Below are 13,300 nucleotides of genomic sequence, written 5' to 3' on the forward strand. Positions count from 1 at the left end.
TTTCTGGTGTCAGATGGAACGTGTCATCACAAGACTTTTTCTAAGAACCGTTTGGCTCGGTCCGTCTGCGGGTTGAGGAGCAGGTCGGCCGGTTTGCCTTCCTCCATCAAGATGCCTTCATCAAGGAACAGGACACGGTCAGCCACTTCACGGGCAAAGCCCATCTCGTGCGTGACGACGACCATCGTCATCCCTGAATCGGCGAGTCCTTTCATGACGTCGAGCACTTCATTGACCATCTCCGGGTCGAGCGCCGACGTCGGCTCGTCAAACAGCATGACGTTCGGCTCCATGGCAAGCGCCCGGGCGATCGCGACACGTTGTTTTTGTCCGCCTGACAACTGACTCGGATAAGCATCGATCTTCTCCGATAATCCGACACGCTCGAGCAACGTCTTCGCTCGTTCGATCGCTTCAGCCTTGCTGACTTTCAACACGTTGATCGGTGCGTACGTCAAGTTGTCGAGCACGTTCATATGCGGAAATAAGTTGAACTGTTGGAACACCATCCCGATATTTTGCCGTGCCTTCGAGACGTTGGCCCCTTTTTTCGTCAACTCGTATCCGGCGACGCTGACCGTTCCGCTTGTCGGCACTTCGAGCATGTTCAAGCAACGTAAGAACGTCGACTTACCGGAACCCGACGGACCGATGACAGCGACGACTTCTCCTTTTTCAATCGAAGTCGTAATCCCTTTCAACACTTCAAGGTCACCGAACTGTTTGTATAAATCCTTTACTTGTATCATCTGCCATCACTCTTTCTTAACCGTTTTTCAAGACGTTGACCAAAGTATGTCAACACCATTACTATCGTAAAGTATATCACACCGGCGAACAGGAGCGGTTCGAAGTAGATCGCCTTCTGTCCTCCGACGATTTGGGCCCGGCGCATAATATCGAGGACGCCGACCGTCGAGACGAGTGCCGACTCTTTCGTGAGCGTGATCATCTCGTTGACGAGTGCAGGCAAGATGTTTTTAAACGCCTGCGGCAAGATGATCGAGCGCAGCTGTTTGACATAAGGGACACCGAGTGCGTCAGACGCTTCCCACTGGCCTTTGTCGACCGCTTGAATCCCGGCCCGAATGATCTCCGAGATGTACGCCGCCGAGTTGAGCGAGAAGGCGATGACGGCCGATTGATAAGGTGTCGTGATAAAGCCCGTCAACTGCGGCAAGCCGAAGTGGATGATGGCGAGTTGCAAGATGAGCGGTGTTCCCCGGAACACGGCCGTGTAGGCGTGTCCGATGAAGTTGACGAGACGGTTCGGCACAATCTTGAACGTGGCCACGACGACACCGAACGTGATCCCGAACAGCGCCGAGACGAGCACGACTTGGAACATGACCGGGATCCCTTCAAGAATGTACGGCATAGAATCATAAATCCGACTAAAATCCATTATAAGTTCCTCCTAAAAAAGGCTGACTGATGTTTTCAGTCAGCCTTAATCCATAATTATTCAGCTGGTGCTGCCTCTTCTTCGAACCATTTTTGAGCTAACTTCTCGATTTCTCCTGATTCGATCAATTTGTTCAACTCTTCGTTGAACTGATCGCGGAGCTCATCGTCTTTACGGAAAGCCGCGGCCGAGCCGGCTTCTTCTTCGTCAACGATTTCAAACGTCGCTAGCTCGCTGTCTTGGTCGAGGTACTTCTTCGCGACCGTGTCTTCGATGACCATTGCGTCGATGCGGCCTGTCTTGATCTCTTGAATGATCTCAGGGATCTTGTTCAAGGCGACGATTTCCGCGCCGGGGATCTGGTCTTTGGCAATCCCTTCTTGGATCGAACCGAGCTGGACGCCGACTTGTTTCCCGTCTAGGTCTTCAAGCGTTTGAATCGCGTCGCCTTTTGATAGAATCAAGTTTTTCGCCGTGAAGTAAATATCTGTGAAGTCGGCGTTCTCTTTCCGCTCTTCAGTCGGCGTCATGCCCGCCATGACGAAATCGACGCGTCCGGCGTTCAAGGCCCCGAGCAAGCTACCGAAGTCCATATCTTCTATTTTCAATTCATAGCCCATGTTGTCGGCCACTTGTTTGGCGATGTCGATATCGAATCCGACGATCTCGTCACCGCTCGCCGTATCGACGAACTCATAAGGGAAGTAATCCGCGCTCGTCCCCATGACGAGGACTTTGTCGTCTTCCTCATTCGTCGACGATGACCCGCCTTCATTGACGTCGGCGCCACAGGCGACCGAAAATGCAGCCAGTGCTGCGATACATAATGCTAGAAAACTTTTTTTCATGTTCATTTTCCCCTTTTCAATAAGATGGAATTGTCAGAACTTTAACAAAATTATGACATATTTGTTTTTCTGTCTCAATAGTTCTTTCGCTCTTCATATGTCTGACTTGTCTTCAACCACTATATACACATAATTATTAATTGTAAAGTATATTCATGCATAAAAATCAAAAAAATTACGGTCACATCCGCTCGTAAGCGAAATACGTGACCGTACCGTTATCTGTCGACCCATAAGGTTGCACCCGTTTCACCGACGTGATCGGGATGGCGCTATATACGTGCGGATAGCGATCTCCGTCCTCATCTAGCTCGTAGTGGAGCAAGCTACCGAGGCGCCCAATATGGAACGAGACGAGCACGACCCGCTCCCCGTGATAGTGGCGCCTCGCGACTTTGCTGATCTGTTGCGGGGTGCAGCAACGAACGTATCCTTCCGTTTGGAGCGATTCTTCGTTGATCTCACCTCGCGACAAGGCGATCGCATATTCCGCCTCGCTCATGATTTTAACGACTGGTTCCATTCGATCGATCCCTTCTTAAGGAAAAGCGCAAAGGCAAAGCCTTTGCGCCCACACATTGATTACGCGTAATAAATATCGAACAACGTCTGTAACTGTTCGACGAGCTCTTCAGCCGTCGACGACTCAATCGTGCTCCGTTCGACCATCGTGACGATGTTTCCGTCTTCGAGTAGCGCGATCGATGGTGACGACGGGGCGTACCCTTCGAAATACTCACGAGCCCGGTCCGTCGCTTCCCGGTCTTGTCCGGCGAAGACGGTGACGAACTGATCCGGTTTCGTGCCTTCCATCTTGTTCACATAGGCCGCGGCCGGACGAGCGATCCCACCGGCGCAACCACATACCGAGTTGACGAGCACGAGCGTCTTGCCTTCTTTCTTCAGTGCCGCATCGACTTCTTCCGGTGTCGTCAGTTCGGTGTATCCTGCTGCCCGTACCTCATTGCGTGCCTGTTCGACTACATCTTGAAAGTATAATTGAAAATCCATATTGTTTCCCCTTTCGACTTTCGTCTTATCTTTCTTATTTTACGTCTTGTGGATCGGTTAGGACAAGTCTATCGCTCAACTGACCTTCAAGGAACGGGTCCGCACCGAGTAACGACTTGAACGCTTTGTAGCGGACGCGCTGCTCTTCGGTCGCTTCGCGGTTCGTCAAATAGGCGCGAATCAAAATATTTTTTGGTGTATGTTCCATGTCGATAAATTCGAGCAACTGCGCTTCATAGCCGACGAGACCGAGCAGTTCGGCCCGGATCGAATCGGTGGCGAGCGCCGCGAACCGTTCCTTGACGAGGCCGTGTTGAAGCATGACGTCGAGGCTCGGCGCCTCGAGTTGCCGGTTCAGTTCTTTCTGGCAACACGGCACGCTCAAGATGACTTTCGCCCCCCAGCGGACCGCTCGCGCGAGCGCCATGTCGGTCGCGACGTCGCAGGCATGGAGCGTGACGACCATATCGACCGCCGACTCGCCTTCAAATTCATTGATGTCCCCAACGAGAAACTCGAGCCGCTCGTAGCCGAGGTCGCGGGCGATCCCGGCGCACTCCTCGATGACTTCCTTCTTCAAATCGAGCCCGGTGATGTGTACGTCATACCCTTTCATCTCATGCAAGAAATGGTACAAGGCGAACGTCAGATACGATTTGCCCGAACCGAAATCGAGAATCCGGACAGTCCGGTCGGTCGGGAGGTATTTGATCGAATCCTCGATGAACTCGAGGAACCGGTTGATTTGTTTAAACTTATCGTACTTCTGACGCTTCACTTTCCCATCTGCCGACTGGACGCCGAGGCGAATCAGGAACGGGACCGGCTCATCGACCGGCAACACGTACTGCTTTTCGCGGTTGTGCGTCAGTTTCACTTGCTTCACGTCCGTTGGCCGCTCTTTATACGTTACTTTAAACTTTTTCGAGAGTTGGAAATGGAGCTCGGTCGCTTTCAGCTGAAACTGTCCTTGCCGGAAGTTTTCGAGCAGCTGTCCAAGCTCTGCGATCGCTTCTTCCGTACGTAAATTTTTATGTTTCATGACGCGCTCAAATTGGTATTCAAACTGTATGTGGTACTCATCTTTCAACAATACCGGCTTCAGTTTCACCCGGCGTAAATCGCTCGATTTTTGACGTGGTTGACTGATTGTCGCCGTCACGAGCTCCCCATCTTCGATCAGACCGTTGAGCCGTTCCATCAAATCTGTATATTCCACTTGATTCATCCTTTTTTTAAGTAGTTGCGAAACTTTTTAAACGTGCATCCGTACATACTATTACACGAACACGTGCAAACGTCAAAGGAGGATCACCATATGTTTAAAAAGTTACTTTCATCGATTGGAATCGGGGCTGCGACTGTCGATACGCGCCTGGCGGAGAACAGTTGTGTTCCCGGCGGTACGCTCGACGGGGTCGTCCACATCAAAGGCGGCAACGTCGAACAATCGGTCGACCGTATCTACATTTTCTTCAATACGCTCTACAAGCACGAGGTCAATGACAAGACGACCTATTCGACGTTCACGATCGAAAAAATCCTGTTGAACGAGGCACCATTCATGATCGGACCGGACGAAGTGAAAGAGATCCCGTTCACGATCGAAGTGCCGTTCAACACACCGATCTCCGTCAGCCAGTCGAAGACATGGATCGAGACCGGCCTCGATATCGCCCAAGCGGTCGACCCGAAAGACGAGGACTCGATTCTCGTCAAACCGAACCGCGAGCAGCAAGTCATCCTCGACGTTCTCGACGATATCGGTTTCCGGCTAAAAAAAGCCGACACCGAGATGCTGCCGGCCAGACATCGCTCGGGACGACTCCCGATCGCTCAAGAGCTCGAGTATTCGCCGAACGGCACAAGTTTCGGACGTCGGCTCGACGAACTCGAGGTCATCTTGCTGCAAGACGAGACGAGCCTCGACTTGTTGATCCAAGTCGACAAGAGCGTCCATAGTTTAGGCAGTCTATTCGCCGACTTAACCGGGACCGATGAGTCGACACATCGGCTCAGTTACTCACAGGCCGACTTATCTTCGCCCGAACGTATTCGCCGCGACATCGAGTCATTGATTGAACGGTCAATTTAACGAAAGGAGCCACGGACATGCGTCCGTGGCTCCTTTTTGGATCAATAAAGTGTGTACGTGTTCGGGTCGATTGATTCGAGCGACTGTTTAATCGCCTGTAAAAACTGTCCGGCGACGAGACCGTCGAGGACGCGGTGATCGACCGACATGCACAAGTTGACCATGTCGCGTGCCGCGAACATACCGTTCACCCAGACGGGACGTTTCACGATCGATTCGACCGAGAGAATCGCCGCTTGCGGGTAGTTCAAGATCGGGGCCGATTGGATCGATCCGAAAGCGCCCGTATTGTTGATCGTGAACGTGCCGCCACGCATCTCGTCGGCTTTCAAGCGGTTTGCGCGGGCACGGCCGGCGACGTCTTGAAGCGCGACGGCGAGCCCTTTGATGTTCTTCTCGTCCGCATGCTTGATGACCGGGACGTAGAGCGCATCGTTCGCCGCGACGGCGACCGATAGATGGATATCTTTATGGACTTTGATATGGTCCCCGGCCCACTCCGAATTCATCATCGGATGTTTCTTCAGACCCTCGACCGCCGCCTTCATGAAGAACGGCATAAACGTCAACTTGACGCCTTCCCGTTCGAAGAACTCATCTTTCAATTTGGCGCGCGCCTCGACGAGGTTCGTCACGTCGACTTCGATCATGAGCCACGCGTGCGGTGCCTCGTGCTTCGAGCGGACCATGTTGCTCGCGATCGCTTGACGGACACCCGCCGTCGGGATCATCTCAATACGGTCTGACGATTCACTCGGTGTCGAAGCGGTCATTGGCGCGACGACAGGCTTCGTGACGGTTTCTGGCACATCGAGCTTCACTTGCGTCATCGTCTCTTGAACCGGTACTTGCGTCGCCGGTTCCGGTTGACGCGGACGACCTTCCGATAAGTAACGAAGGACGTCTTTGCGCGTGATCCGGCCACCGAGTCCTGAGCCGTCGAGTTGATCCAAATCGATATCATTCTCACTCGCGAGACGGATGACGGCCGGTGAGAAACGCCCGTTCGCGCTTCTATTACGCGGCGGCGCGGAAACAGGAACGGTCGCGACGACCGCAGCCTGTTCCGGCTGCTTCGTGTCTTCAGTTGTCAATTCGGCGGGCTCATCGGTAGCGCTTGCGACTTCCATCGTCAAGACCGGCGTGCCGACGCTAACGGTATCGCCTTCACCAATCAACAGCTCTTTAATGATCCCAGCACTCGTAGCCGGGATCTCGGCCGTCACTTTATCGGTCATGACTTCAGCGAGTGGTTCATACTCTTCGACCCGGTCGCCCGGCTTGACGAGGAATGTCGTGATCGTCCCTTCGGTCACACTTTCCCCGAGTTGTGGCATCTTGATCGTCTGTTCCATAAGACCCCTCCTTAAAACGCAGCGAGCTGACGGGCCCGCTCCGCAATTTTTTCAGGGGATACGATGAAATACTTCTCCATCGGTGGCGCGTACGGCATCGCCGGCACGTCCGGCCCTGCCAAGCGCTCGATCGGCGCATCGAGTTCAAACAGCGCTTTCTCGGCGATGATGGCTGCAACTTCCCCGATGATGCTGCCTTCTTTATTGTCTTCGGTCACGAGCAGGACTTTACCCGTCTTCTTGACGGCTTCGACGATCGCGTCTTGATCGAGCGGATAGACCGTGCGTAAATCCAAAATATGCGTGCTGATCCCTTCCGCCTCGAGCGTCTTCGCGGCTTCTTGGGCCATATGGACACAGAGGCCGTACGTGATGATCGTCACGTCGTCGCCTTCGCGTTTTACGGCGGCCTTGCCGATCTCGACCGTATAGTCGTCAGTCGGTAAGTCCGCCTTTAACAAGCGGTACGCCCGTTTATGCTCAAAGAAGAGGACAGGATCGTTCGAACGGATCGCCGCCTTGAGCAGTCCTTTGGCGTCGACCGGGTCGGACGGGATGACGACTTTCAAACCAGGCGTCGAGTTGAACATGCCCTCGACCGACTGTGAATGATAGAGCGCGCCATGGATCCCGCCCCCGAACGGCGCCCGGATGACCATCGGACACGTCCAGTCATTGTTCGAGCGATAACGGATTTTCGCCGCCTCGGACACGATTTGGTTGACGGCCGGCATGATGAAGTCGGCGAACTGCATCTCGGCGATCGGCCGCATCCCATACATGGCCGCACCGATCCCAACGCCTGCGATCGCACTTTCAGCGAGCGGAGCATCGATGACACGGTCCTCACCATACTTTTCAATCAAGCCTTGCGTCGCCCGGAAGACACCACCGCGGACGCCGACGTCCTCACCGAGCACGAACACGTTCTCATCGCGTTCCATCTCTTCATGGATTGCTTCGTTGATCGCTTCAATAAACGTTTTCATCAGTTATCCCCCTCGTACACGTGGTCCATCGTCGATTCCGGTGACGCGTAAGGCGCCTTGTCGGCGTACGTCGTCGCTTCGTTCACTTCGACGTCGACTTTCGTCTCGATGTCTGTGAGTTCGGCCTCGGTTGCGACGCCATCTTCGAGCAATCGCTTCCGGAACAACTGAATCCCGTCGCGGTTTTTCAGTTCGGCGAGTTCTTCTGACGAGCGGTACGCCTTGTCATCGTCATCCGACGAGTGCGGCACGAGCCGTTCGACTTCCGCCTCGATCAACGTCGGCCCTTCTCCGCGGAGTGCGCGGGCGCGGGCCTCTTTCACGGCGACGTAGACGGCGATCGGGTCTGTCCCGTCGACCGTCACTCCTGGCATCCCGTATCCTTTCGCCCGGTCCGAGACGCGCTCGCAGGCGAGTTGCTTCGACAGCGGTACCGAGATCGCGTACTTGTTGTTCTCACAGAACAAAATGACCGGAAGTTTATGCACGCCGGCAAAGTTTGCCCCTTCGTGGAAGTCCCCTTGGTTCGACGAGCCTTCACCGAACGATACGAACGTGACGAGCTCTTCTTTTTTCAGTTTGGCCGCGAGTGCGACACCGACCGCGTGCGGCACTTGCGTCGTCACCGGAGACGACCCCGTCACGATGCGAAGTTGTTTCGAGCCGAAGTGACCTGGCATTTGCCGGCCGCCCGAGTTCGGGTCTTCCGCTTTGGCGAACGCCGACAACATCAAGTCACGCGCCGTCTGACCGAAATGCAAGACGACGGCGACGTCCCGGTAGTATGGGAGGATGTAGTCGGTCCCTTTCTCGAGGGCGAACGCCGCCCCGACTTGGGCCGCTTCTTGTCCTTGACACGAGACGACGAACGGGATTTTTCCGGCTCGGTTCAATTTCCACATCCGTTCATCGATTTTACGGGCCCGGACCATCGTCTCAAACATCGCGGTGAGGTCTTGTTTCGACAAGCCGAGCTCTTCATATGAATTCACAGTCATTTGTTCCATTTCCTGTTTCCTCCTTAGGCGTGAATCGGTAACCCGTCCACGGCGAGCGCCGCTTCTTGGAATGCTTCGCTCAGTGCCGGGTGCGGGTGGACGAGCTGACCCATCTCCCAAGCCGTCGCGTTCAAGACGAGGGCGAGCCCGCCTTCCGTGATCAGTTCTGTCGCTTTCGGTCCGACGATGTGGACTCCGAGCAGGTCGTCAGTGTCCGAATCTGAGATCAGCTTGACGAATCCGTCGGCTTGTCCTTCGATCCGGGCTTTTCCGAGACCGTTGAAACGGTACGTCCCCGTCTTGACAACGTGTCCCGCTGCTTTTGCCGCCTCTTCGGTCAATCCGACCGATGCGACTTCGGGTACACCGTACACACAGCGCGGGATGACGTTGTAGTCGAGCGGTGTCGGTTCTTGACCGAGAATCGCTTCGACCGCTTTGACACCTTCAGCTGACGCGACGTGGGCGAGCTGGAGTTTACCGATGCAGTCACCGATCGCAAAGATGTGACGTTCTTTCGTCCGATATTGCGAGTCGACTTGGATGACGCCGTTCTCGACGATGATCGACGTGTTCTGCAGCCCGAGGTCTTCCGTATTCGCGATCCGACCGATCGAGACGAGCACACAGTCGACCGTAAGTTGTTCGTCACCGACCGCGAGCGCGACATCGTCCGCTGACACGGTCGTCCGTTCCGGGTCGACCGTCACATTTTTCTTCACACGCACGCCGCGCTTCTTGAGCAGTCGCTCGACTTCTCGCGAGACGGCCTTGTCTTCGAGCGGTAACAGACGTTCGCCGACCTCGATCAGCGTCACGTCGACATCGAGGTCGATCAGCATCGACGCCCATTCGACGCCGATGACGCCGCCTCCGATGATGGCGATGGACGTCGGCAACTGCTCGAACCGGAGCAAGTCGTCTGAATTGAGGATGCGCTCATGATCGAACGGCAACCCTGGGAGCTCCCGGGGGATCGATCCCGTCGCGATGATCAACTGGTTCGGCAACAACAGCTCCGACTCGCCGGTTTCATCCTCGACCGCGACCGTTCCCGGTTGGGGCGAGAAGATGCTCGGTCCCAAGATCGAGGCTTTGCCGCGGAACACTTCGATTTTCCCTTGCTTCATCAAGTGCTCGATGCCTTTCTCAAGGCCGGAGACGAGCTCTCGTTTGAACGTTTGTGCCCGTCCCATGTTGAACGTGACCGTCCCGACTTCTACGCCATACGTTTCGCCATGTTTCGCCGTTTGATAGACGTGCGCTGCCTTCAAGAGCGCTTTTGTCGGGATGCAGCCTTTATGTAGACATGTCCCGCCTAGTTTTTCCGCCTCGACGATCGCGACGTGCTTACCGGCCTGCGCCGCTTTGATCGCGGCGACGTAACCACCAGGTCCGCCGCCGATGACGATGACATCAAATTCTCGTGCCATGTGTATCCCCCTCATATGCTTTTACAGCTTCTTCCTGCCGGATGATCCGAAGGGCCCCTTCCGTGAGCGCCTTCAATTCATCCTCACCCGGATAGACGTGGACGGGTGCCAAGTAGCCGACCCGGTCTTTGATCTTCCCGGTCAGCCAATCCGAGTAGGCGATCCCGCCCGTCAAGATGATGGCATCGACGTTCCCGGACAGCGTGGCCCCGTGCTTGGAGATCTCTTGGGCGACTCGGTACGCCATCGTCTCATAGAGAAGTGCGGCCTTATCGTCACCTGCCGTCATCCGGTCTTCGATTTCGATGGCGTCGACCGTTCCGAGGTGCGCATACAGTCCACCACGACCGACGATTTTCTGTTTCATATCGTTTTTATTATACCTGGTACTATAACATAGTTCTACTACCTGTCCAACAGGAATCGAGCCGGCTCGTTCCGGTGCGAGCGGACCGTCCCCGTCGAGTCCATTGTTCACATCGATGACGTTCCCGGACGCGTGCGCCCCGACCGTGATGCCGCCCCCGAGATGCGCGATAATCAAGTTGAGCTCATTGTAATCGCTTCCATTTCCTGCGGCAAAGCGCTTGCCCACGGCTTTTTGATTCAAGGCGTGGAAGATGCTCCGTCGATTGATTTCTGGCATGCCCGTCGCTCGAGCGAGGTCATGCATCTCGTCAACGACTACCGGGTCGACGATAAAATTCGGTACTTGAAATAATTCACCGAGCTTATGGGCGATCAAGCCGCCCAAGTTGGATGCGTGCACGCCGTAGCGCCCGCTCGTGAGATCTTCGCGCATGAGTTCATTGACAACATATGTCCCCGAAGTCATTGGGGCGAGCAGTCCGCCGCGACCGACGATCGCCGACAACGATTCGCCGGCGATGCCTGATTCAATTAACAAGTCCCGTACTTCTCGCTCCCGGTGAGGCAATTGTTCCGGGAGTGACAATCCTGTGACATCTTCTCCGTGGCGGACCGTTTTCGACAAAATTTCGTCTGAGCCCTCAAATAAACCGACTTTCGTTGACGTCGATCCCGGGTTGATCGCTAGAACGAGTTGTCTCGTCATGTTAGCGCCCACCTAACAGGCTCTTTTCGACTTTCAAGAACTGGCTGCGCGAACGCGACATCATCTCGATGCGCTCTTCGGCCATCTTCTCTGCCGCGACGTGAGTCGGTACCCCGTCCCGTTCAGCGATTTCGAACACACGCTGCATGTTGTCATAAATCAAGTCGACTTTCTTCATGGCCCGCTCGCGGTTGTACCCTTCGAGCTCATCGGCCACGTTGATGACACCGCCTGCATTGATGACGAAGTCTGGTGCGTACAAGATGCCTCGCTCCTCTAACACGTCGCCGTGACGGTCTTCAGCGAGTTGGTTGTTGGCCGCACCGGCCACGATTTGAGCTTTCAGTTGCGGGATCGTCGCATCGTTGATGACCGCACCGAGCGCACATGGCGCGAAGATGTCACACTCGACCGCATAAATCTCATCCGGTTTGACGACTGTCGCCCCAAAGTCCGTCTCGGCACGTTTGAGTGCGTCTTCGTTAATGTCCGTGACGATCAGATGCGCGCCTTCCTCATGCAAGTGGCGGCACAAGTTATAGGCGACGTTCCCGACACCTTGGACGGCGACCGTCTTGCCGGCGAGCGAGTCGGAACCGAACTTCCACTTCGCGGCCGCCTTCATGCCGCGATAGACACCGTACGCAGTAACAGGAGACGGGTTGCCGCTCGAGCCGAACGCTGGGCTGACGCCCGTCACGTAGTCGGTCTCCATATGGATGAAGTCCATATCGGCGACGGTCGTGTTGACGTCTTCAGCCGTGATGTAGCGGCCGCTGAGCGACTGGACGTAGCGGCCAAAGGCACGGAACAATGCTTCCGATTTGTCCGTCTTCGCGTTCCCGATGATGACGGCTTTCCCGCCGCCGAGGTTGAGTCCCGCCGCCGCATTCTTGTACGTCATCCCTTTGGCGAGACGTAGCACGTCTGTAAGCGCCTCTTCTTCTGATGTATAATTCCACATCCGCAGTCCGCCGAGGGCTGGTCCGAGCGTCGTATCATGAATCGCGATGATCGCTTTCAAGCCTGATGCTTGATCTTGGCAAAATACGATCTGCTCATAGTCTTCAGCCTGCAATACGTCAAAAATTCGAAAGCGTGGTTCCATGTTTGTTTCCATCATTTTTTATTCCTCCTGAGTCATCAGTTATTTTTTAGCGTGCAATAGGGCGAACGCGAGCGAATAAAGTTTCGCCTCGGCCGTATCGGCCCGGCTTGTCAAGACGACGGGGGCACTGGCCCCGACGACGATCGCCGCGACGCTGGCCCCGGCGAAGTACATGATCGATTTATAAAGGACGTTGCCGACCTCTATGTATGGAACGAGCAATAAGTCGGCTTGTCCGGCCACTTCACTAGCGATTCCTTTTTGTTTGGCGGCAATCATGTCGACGGCGTTGTCGAGTGCGAGCGGTCCGTCGACGACGCAACCCTTGATTTGACCACGCCGGTTCATCTGGGCAAGGAGTGCGGCGTCCATCGTCGCGGTCATTTGCGGATTGACCACTTCAACTGCCGCGATTGCAGCGACACGCGGCAACTCGTAACCGATGTCTCGCATCGCGCCGACCGCGTTATGAATGATATCGACTTTTTCTTCGAGCGTCGGAGCGATATGGATCGCCGCGTCGGTCACACCGATCAACCGCTCCCGATTTGGAATTTGGAACAAGGCGACGTGGCTTAGCGTCCGGCTCGTCCTGAGTCCCGACTCCCGGCTGAGCACCGCCTTCATGAAGACCGAGGTCGACACCATTCCTTTCATGAGAACATCAGCCTCGCCGTTGCGAACCGCAAGTGTCGCTCGTTTGGCGATATCGACTTCTCCCTTGACGTGCAAAATATCGATCGTCGACTCGGCAATGTCATGTTCATCACACAAGCGTTTAATCTCCCGGGCGTCACCGAATAGGATAAATCGTGACAATCCATGGTCGGTCGCAAGCTTGACGGCGCGGATCACTTCCACGTCGGCCGCCCCGGCAATCGACACGGTGCATCCATCTAACCGTTTTGCCCGTTCGAGCATCCTGTCAAAGTTCATCGTTGTCCCCCCTAACCTGTCTACACTTTATATTATGCAAGTTTGTT

Annotated in this window: 14 protein-coding genes; 1 reads left to right on the forward strand and 13 read right to left on the reverse strand. The window is 55.1% G+C overall.

Translation table 11 applies throughout. The annotated features are described in order from the left end of the window. Window positions 1-26: 26 nt before the first annotated feature. From EVJ23_RS00965 to EVJ23_RS00990, 6 genes are all read right to left on the reverse strand, one after another. On the reverse strand, window positions 27-749 hold the full coding sequence (locus EVJ23_RS00965; protein WP_070327076.1) for an amino acid ABC transporter ATP-binding protein: 723 nt from the start codon (window positions 747-749) through the stop codon (window positions 27-29). Beyond that, window positions 746-1,405 (reverse strand): amino acid ABC transporter permease, encoded by a 660-nt coding sequence (locus EVJ23_RS00970; RefSeq protein WP_201738347.1) that lies wholly within the window; start codon window positions 1,403-1,405, stop codon window positions 746-748. Before EVJ23_RS00970 ends, EVJ23_RS00965 begins: the two co-directional genes overlap by 4 nt. 56 nt (window positions 1,406-1,461) lie before the next feature. Continuing rightward, window positions 1,462-2,253 carry a transporter substrate-binding domain-containing protein gene (locus EVJ23_RS00975; RefSeq protein ID WP_131463712.1) on the reverse strand — a complete coding sequence of 264 codons (792 nt, stop codon included), beginning with the start codon at window positions 2,251-2,253 and terminating at the stop codon, window positions 1,462-1,464. 181 nt (window positions 2,254-2,434) lie between these two features. Continuing rightward, window positions 2,435-2,776, reverse strand: a complete 342-nt coding sequence (locus EVJ23_RS00980) for a DUF952 domain-containing protein (protein WP_071397702.1) — start codon at window positions 2,774-2,776, stop codon at window positions 2,435-2,437. A gap of 59 nt (window positions 2,777-2,835) precedes the next feature. Continuing rightward, a complete protein-coding gene (locus EVJ23_RS00985; RefSeq protein ID WP_070327072.1) occupies window positions 2,836-3,264 on the reverse strand; it encodes a BrxA/BrxB family bacilliredoxin in 429 nt (142 codons plus the stop codon). 34 nt (window positions 3,265-3,298) lie between these two features. Continuing rightward, window positions 3,299-4,483 carry a class I SAM-dependent methyltransferase gene (locus tag EVJ23_RS00990; protein WP_070327071.1) on the reverse strand — a complete coding sequence of 395 codons (1,185 nt, stop codon included), beginning with the start codon at window positions 4,481-4,483 and terminating at the stop codon, window positions 3,299-3,301. A 99-nt stretch (window positions 4,484-4,582) separates the two neighbouring features. On the opposite strand from EVJ23_RS00990, the gene EVJ23_RS00995 reads away from it, so the two are divergent. Next, a complete protein-coding gene (locus EVJ23_RS00995; protein ID WP_070327070.1) occupies window positions 4,583-5,359 on the forward strand; it encodes a sporulation protein in 777 nt (258 codons plus the stop codon). Between the two features lie 41 nt (window positions 5,360-5,400). Here the strand turns inward: EVJ23_RS00995 and EVJ23_RS01000 are convergent, their stop codons facing one another. The 7 genes from EVJ23_RS01000 to yqiS are packed head-to-tail and all read right to left on the reverse strand — an operon-like array spanning window position 5,401 to window position 13,253. Continuing rightward, entirely contained in the window at window positions 5,401-6,714 is a 1,314-nt protein-coding gene (locus EVJ23_RS01000) for a dihydrolipoamide acetyltransferase family protein (protein ID WP_131463714.1), read from the reverse strand. Between the two features lie 11 nt (window positions 6,715-6,725). Further along, window positions 6,726-7,703, reverse strand: coding sequence for an alpha-ketoacid dehydrogenase subunit beta (locus EVJ23_RS01005; RefSeq protein ID WP_070327068.1), 978 nt, complete (start codon window positions 7,701-7,703; stop codon window positions 6,726-6,728). Beyond that, window positions 7,703-8,701, reverse strand: coding sequence for a thiamine pyrophosphate-dependent dehydrogenase E1 component subunit alpha (locus EVJ23_RS01010; protein WP_131464898.1), 999 nt, complete (start codon window positions 8,699-8,701; stop codon window positions 7,703-7,705). The genes EVJ23_RS01005 and EVJ23_RS01010 overlap by 1 nt, the downstream gene beginning before the upstream one ends. Window positions 8,702-8,724: 23 nt before the next feature. Next, window positions 8,725-10,134, reverse strand: a complete 1,410-nt coding sequence (gene lpdA, locus EVJ23_RS01015; RefSeq protein ID WP_131463716.1) for a dihydrolipoyl dehydrogenase — start codon at window positions 10,132-10,134, stop codon at window positions 8,725-8,727. After that, the gene (buk, locus tag EVJ23_RS01020; RefSeq protein WP_131463718.1) at window positions 10,118-11,209 is read right to left on the reverse strand and encodes a butyrate kinase; all 1,092 of its coding nucleotides are present in this window, start codon (window positions 11,207-11,209) and stop codon (window positions 10,118-10,120) included. Before buk ends, lpdA begins: the two co-directional genes overlap by 17 nt. A gap of 1 nt (window position 11,210) precedes the next feature. Beyond that, complete coding sequence (locus tag EVJ23_RS01025) at window positions 11,211-12,332, reverse strand: Glu/Leu/Phe/Val family dehydrogenase (RefSeq protein WP_131463720.1); 1,122 nt, start codon at window positions 12,330-12,332, stop codon at window positions 11,211-11,213. A 24-nt stretch (window positions 12,333-12,356) separates the two neighbouring features. Then, window positions 12,357-13,253 (reverse strand): phosphate butyryltransferase, encoded by an 897-nt coding sequence (gene yqiS, locus EVJ23_RS01030; protein ID WP_131463722.1) that lies wholly within the window; start codon window positions 13,251-13,253, stop codon window positions 12,357-12,359. Window positions 13,254-13,300 lie beyond the last annotated feature (47 nt).

It is taken from the genome of Exiguobacterium sp. SH1S1 (genome assembly GCF_004337245.1).
In the GTDB taxonomy this organism is placed as follows: Bacteria; Bacillota; Bacilli; order Exiguobacteriales; family Exiguobacteriaceae; genus Exiguobacterium; species Exiguobacterium aurantiacum_A.

Coding starts and splice junctions, on each gene's coding strand:
- EVJ23_RS00965 (WP_070327076.1), bottom strand. CDS start 749: ATGATACAAGTAAAGGATTTATACAAACAGTTCGGTGACCTTGAAGTG.
- EVJ23_RS00970 (WP_201738347.1), bottom strand. CDS start 1,405: ATGGATTTTAGTCGGATTTATGATTCTATGCCGTACATTCTTGAAGGG.
- EVJ23_RS00975 (WP_131463712.1), bottom strand. CDS start 2,253: ATGAAAAAAAGTTTTCTAGCATTATGTATCGCAGCACTGGCTGCATTT.
- EVJ23_RS00980 (WP_071397702.1), bottom strand. CDS start 2,776: ATGGAACCAGTCGTTAAAATCATGAGCGAGGCGGAATATGCGATCGCC.
- EVJ23_RS00985 (WP_070327072.1), bottom strand. CDS start 3,264: ATGGATTTTCAATTATACTTTCAAGATGTAGTCGAACAGGCACGCAAT.
- EVJ23_RS00995 (WP_070327070.1), top strand. CDS start 4,583: ATGTTTAAAAAGTTACTTTCATCGATTGGAATCGGGGCTGCGACTGTC.
- EVJ23_RS01000 (WP_131463714.1), bottom strand. CDS start 6,714: ATGGAACAGACGATCAAGATGCCACAACTCGGGGAAAGTGTGACCGAA.
- EVJ23_RS01005 (WP_070327068.1), bottom strand. CDS start 7,703: ATGAAAACGTTTATTGAAGCGATCAACGAAGCAATCCATGAAGAGATG.
- EVJ23_RS01010 (WP_131464898.1), bottom strand. CDS start 8,701: ATGACTGTGAATTCATATGAAGAGCTCGGCTTGTCGAAACAAGACCTC.
- lpdA (WP_131463716.1), bottom strand. CDS start 10,134: ATGGCACGAGAATTTGATGTCATCGTCATCGGCGGCGGACCTGGTGGT.
- buk (WP_131463718.1), bottom strand. CDS start 11,209: ATGACGAGACAACTCGTTCTAGCGATCAACCCGGGATCGACGTCAACG.
- EVJ23_RS01025 (WP_131463720.1), bottom strand. CDS start 12,332: ATGATGGAAACAAACATGGAACCACGCTTTCGAATTTTTGACGTATTG.
- yqiS (WP_131463722.1), bottom strand. CDS start 13,253: ATGAACTTTGACAGGATGCTCGAACGGGCAAAACGGTTAGATGGATGC.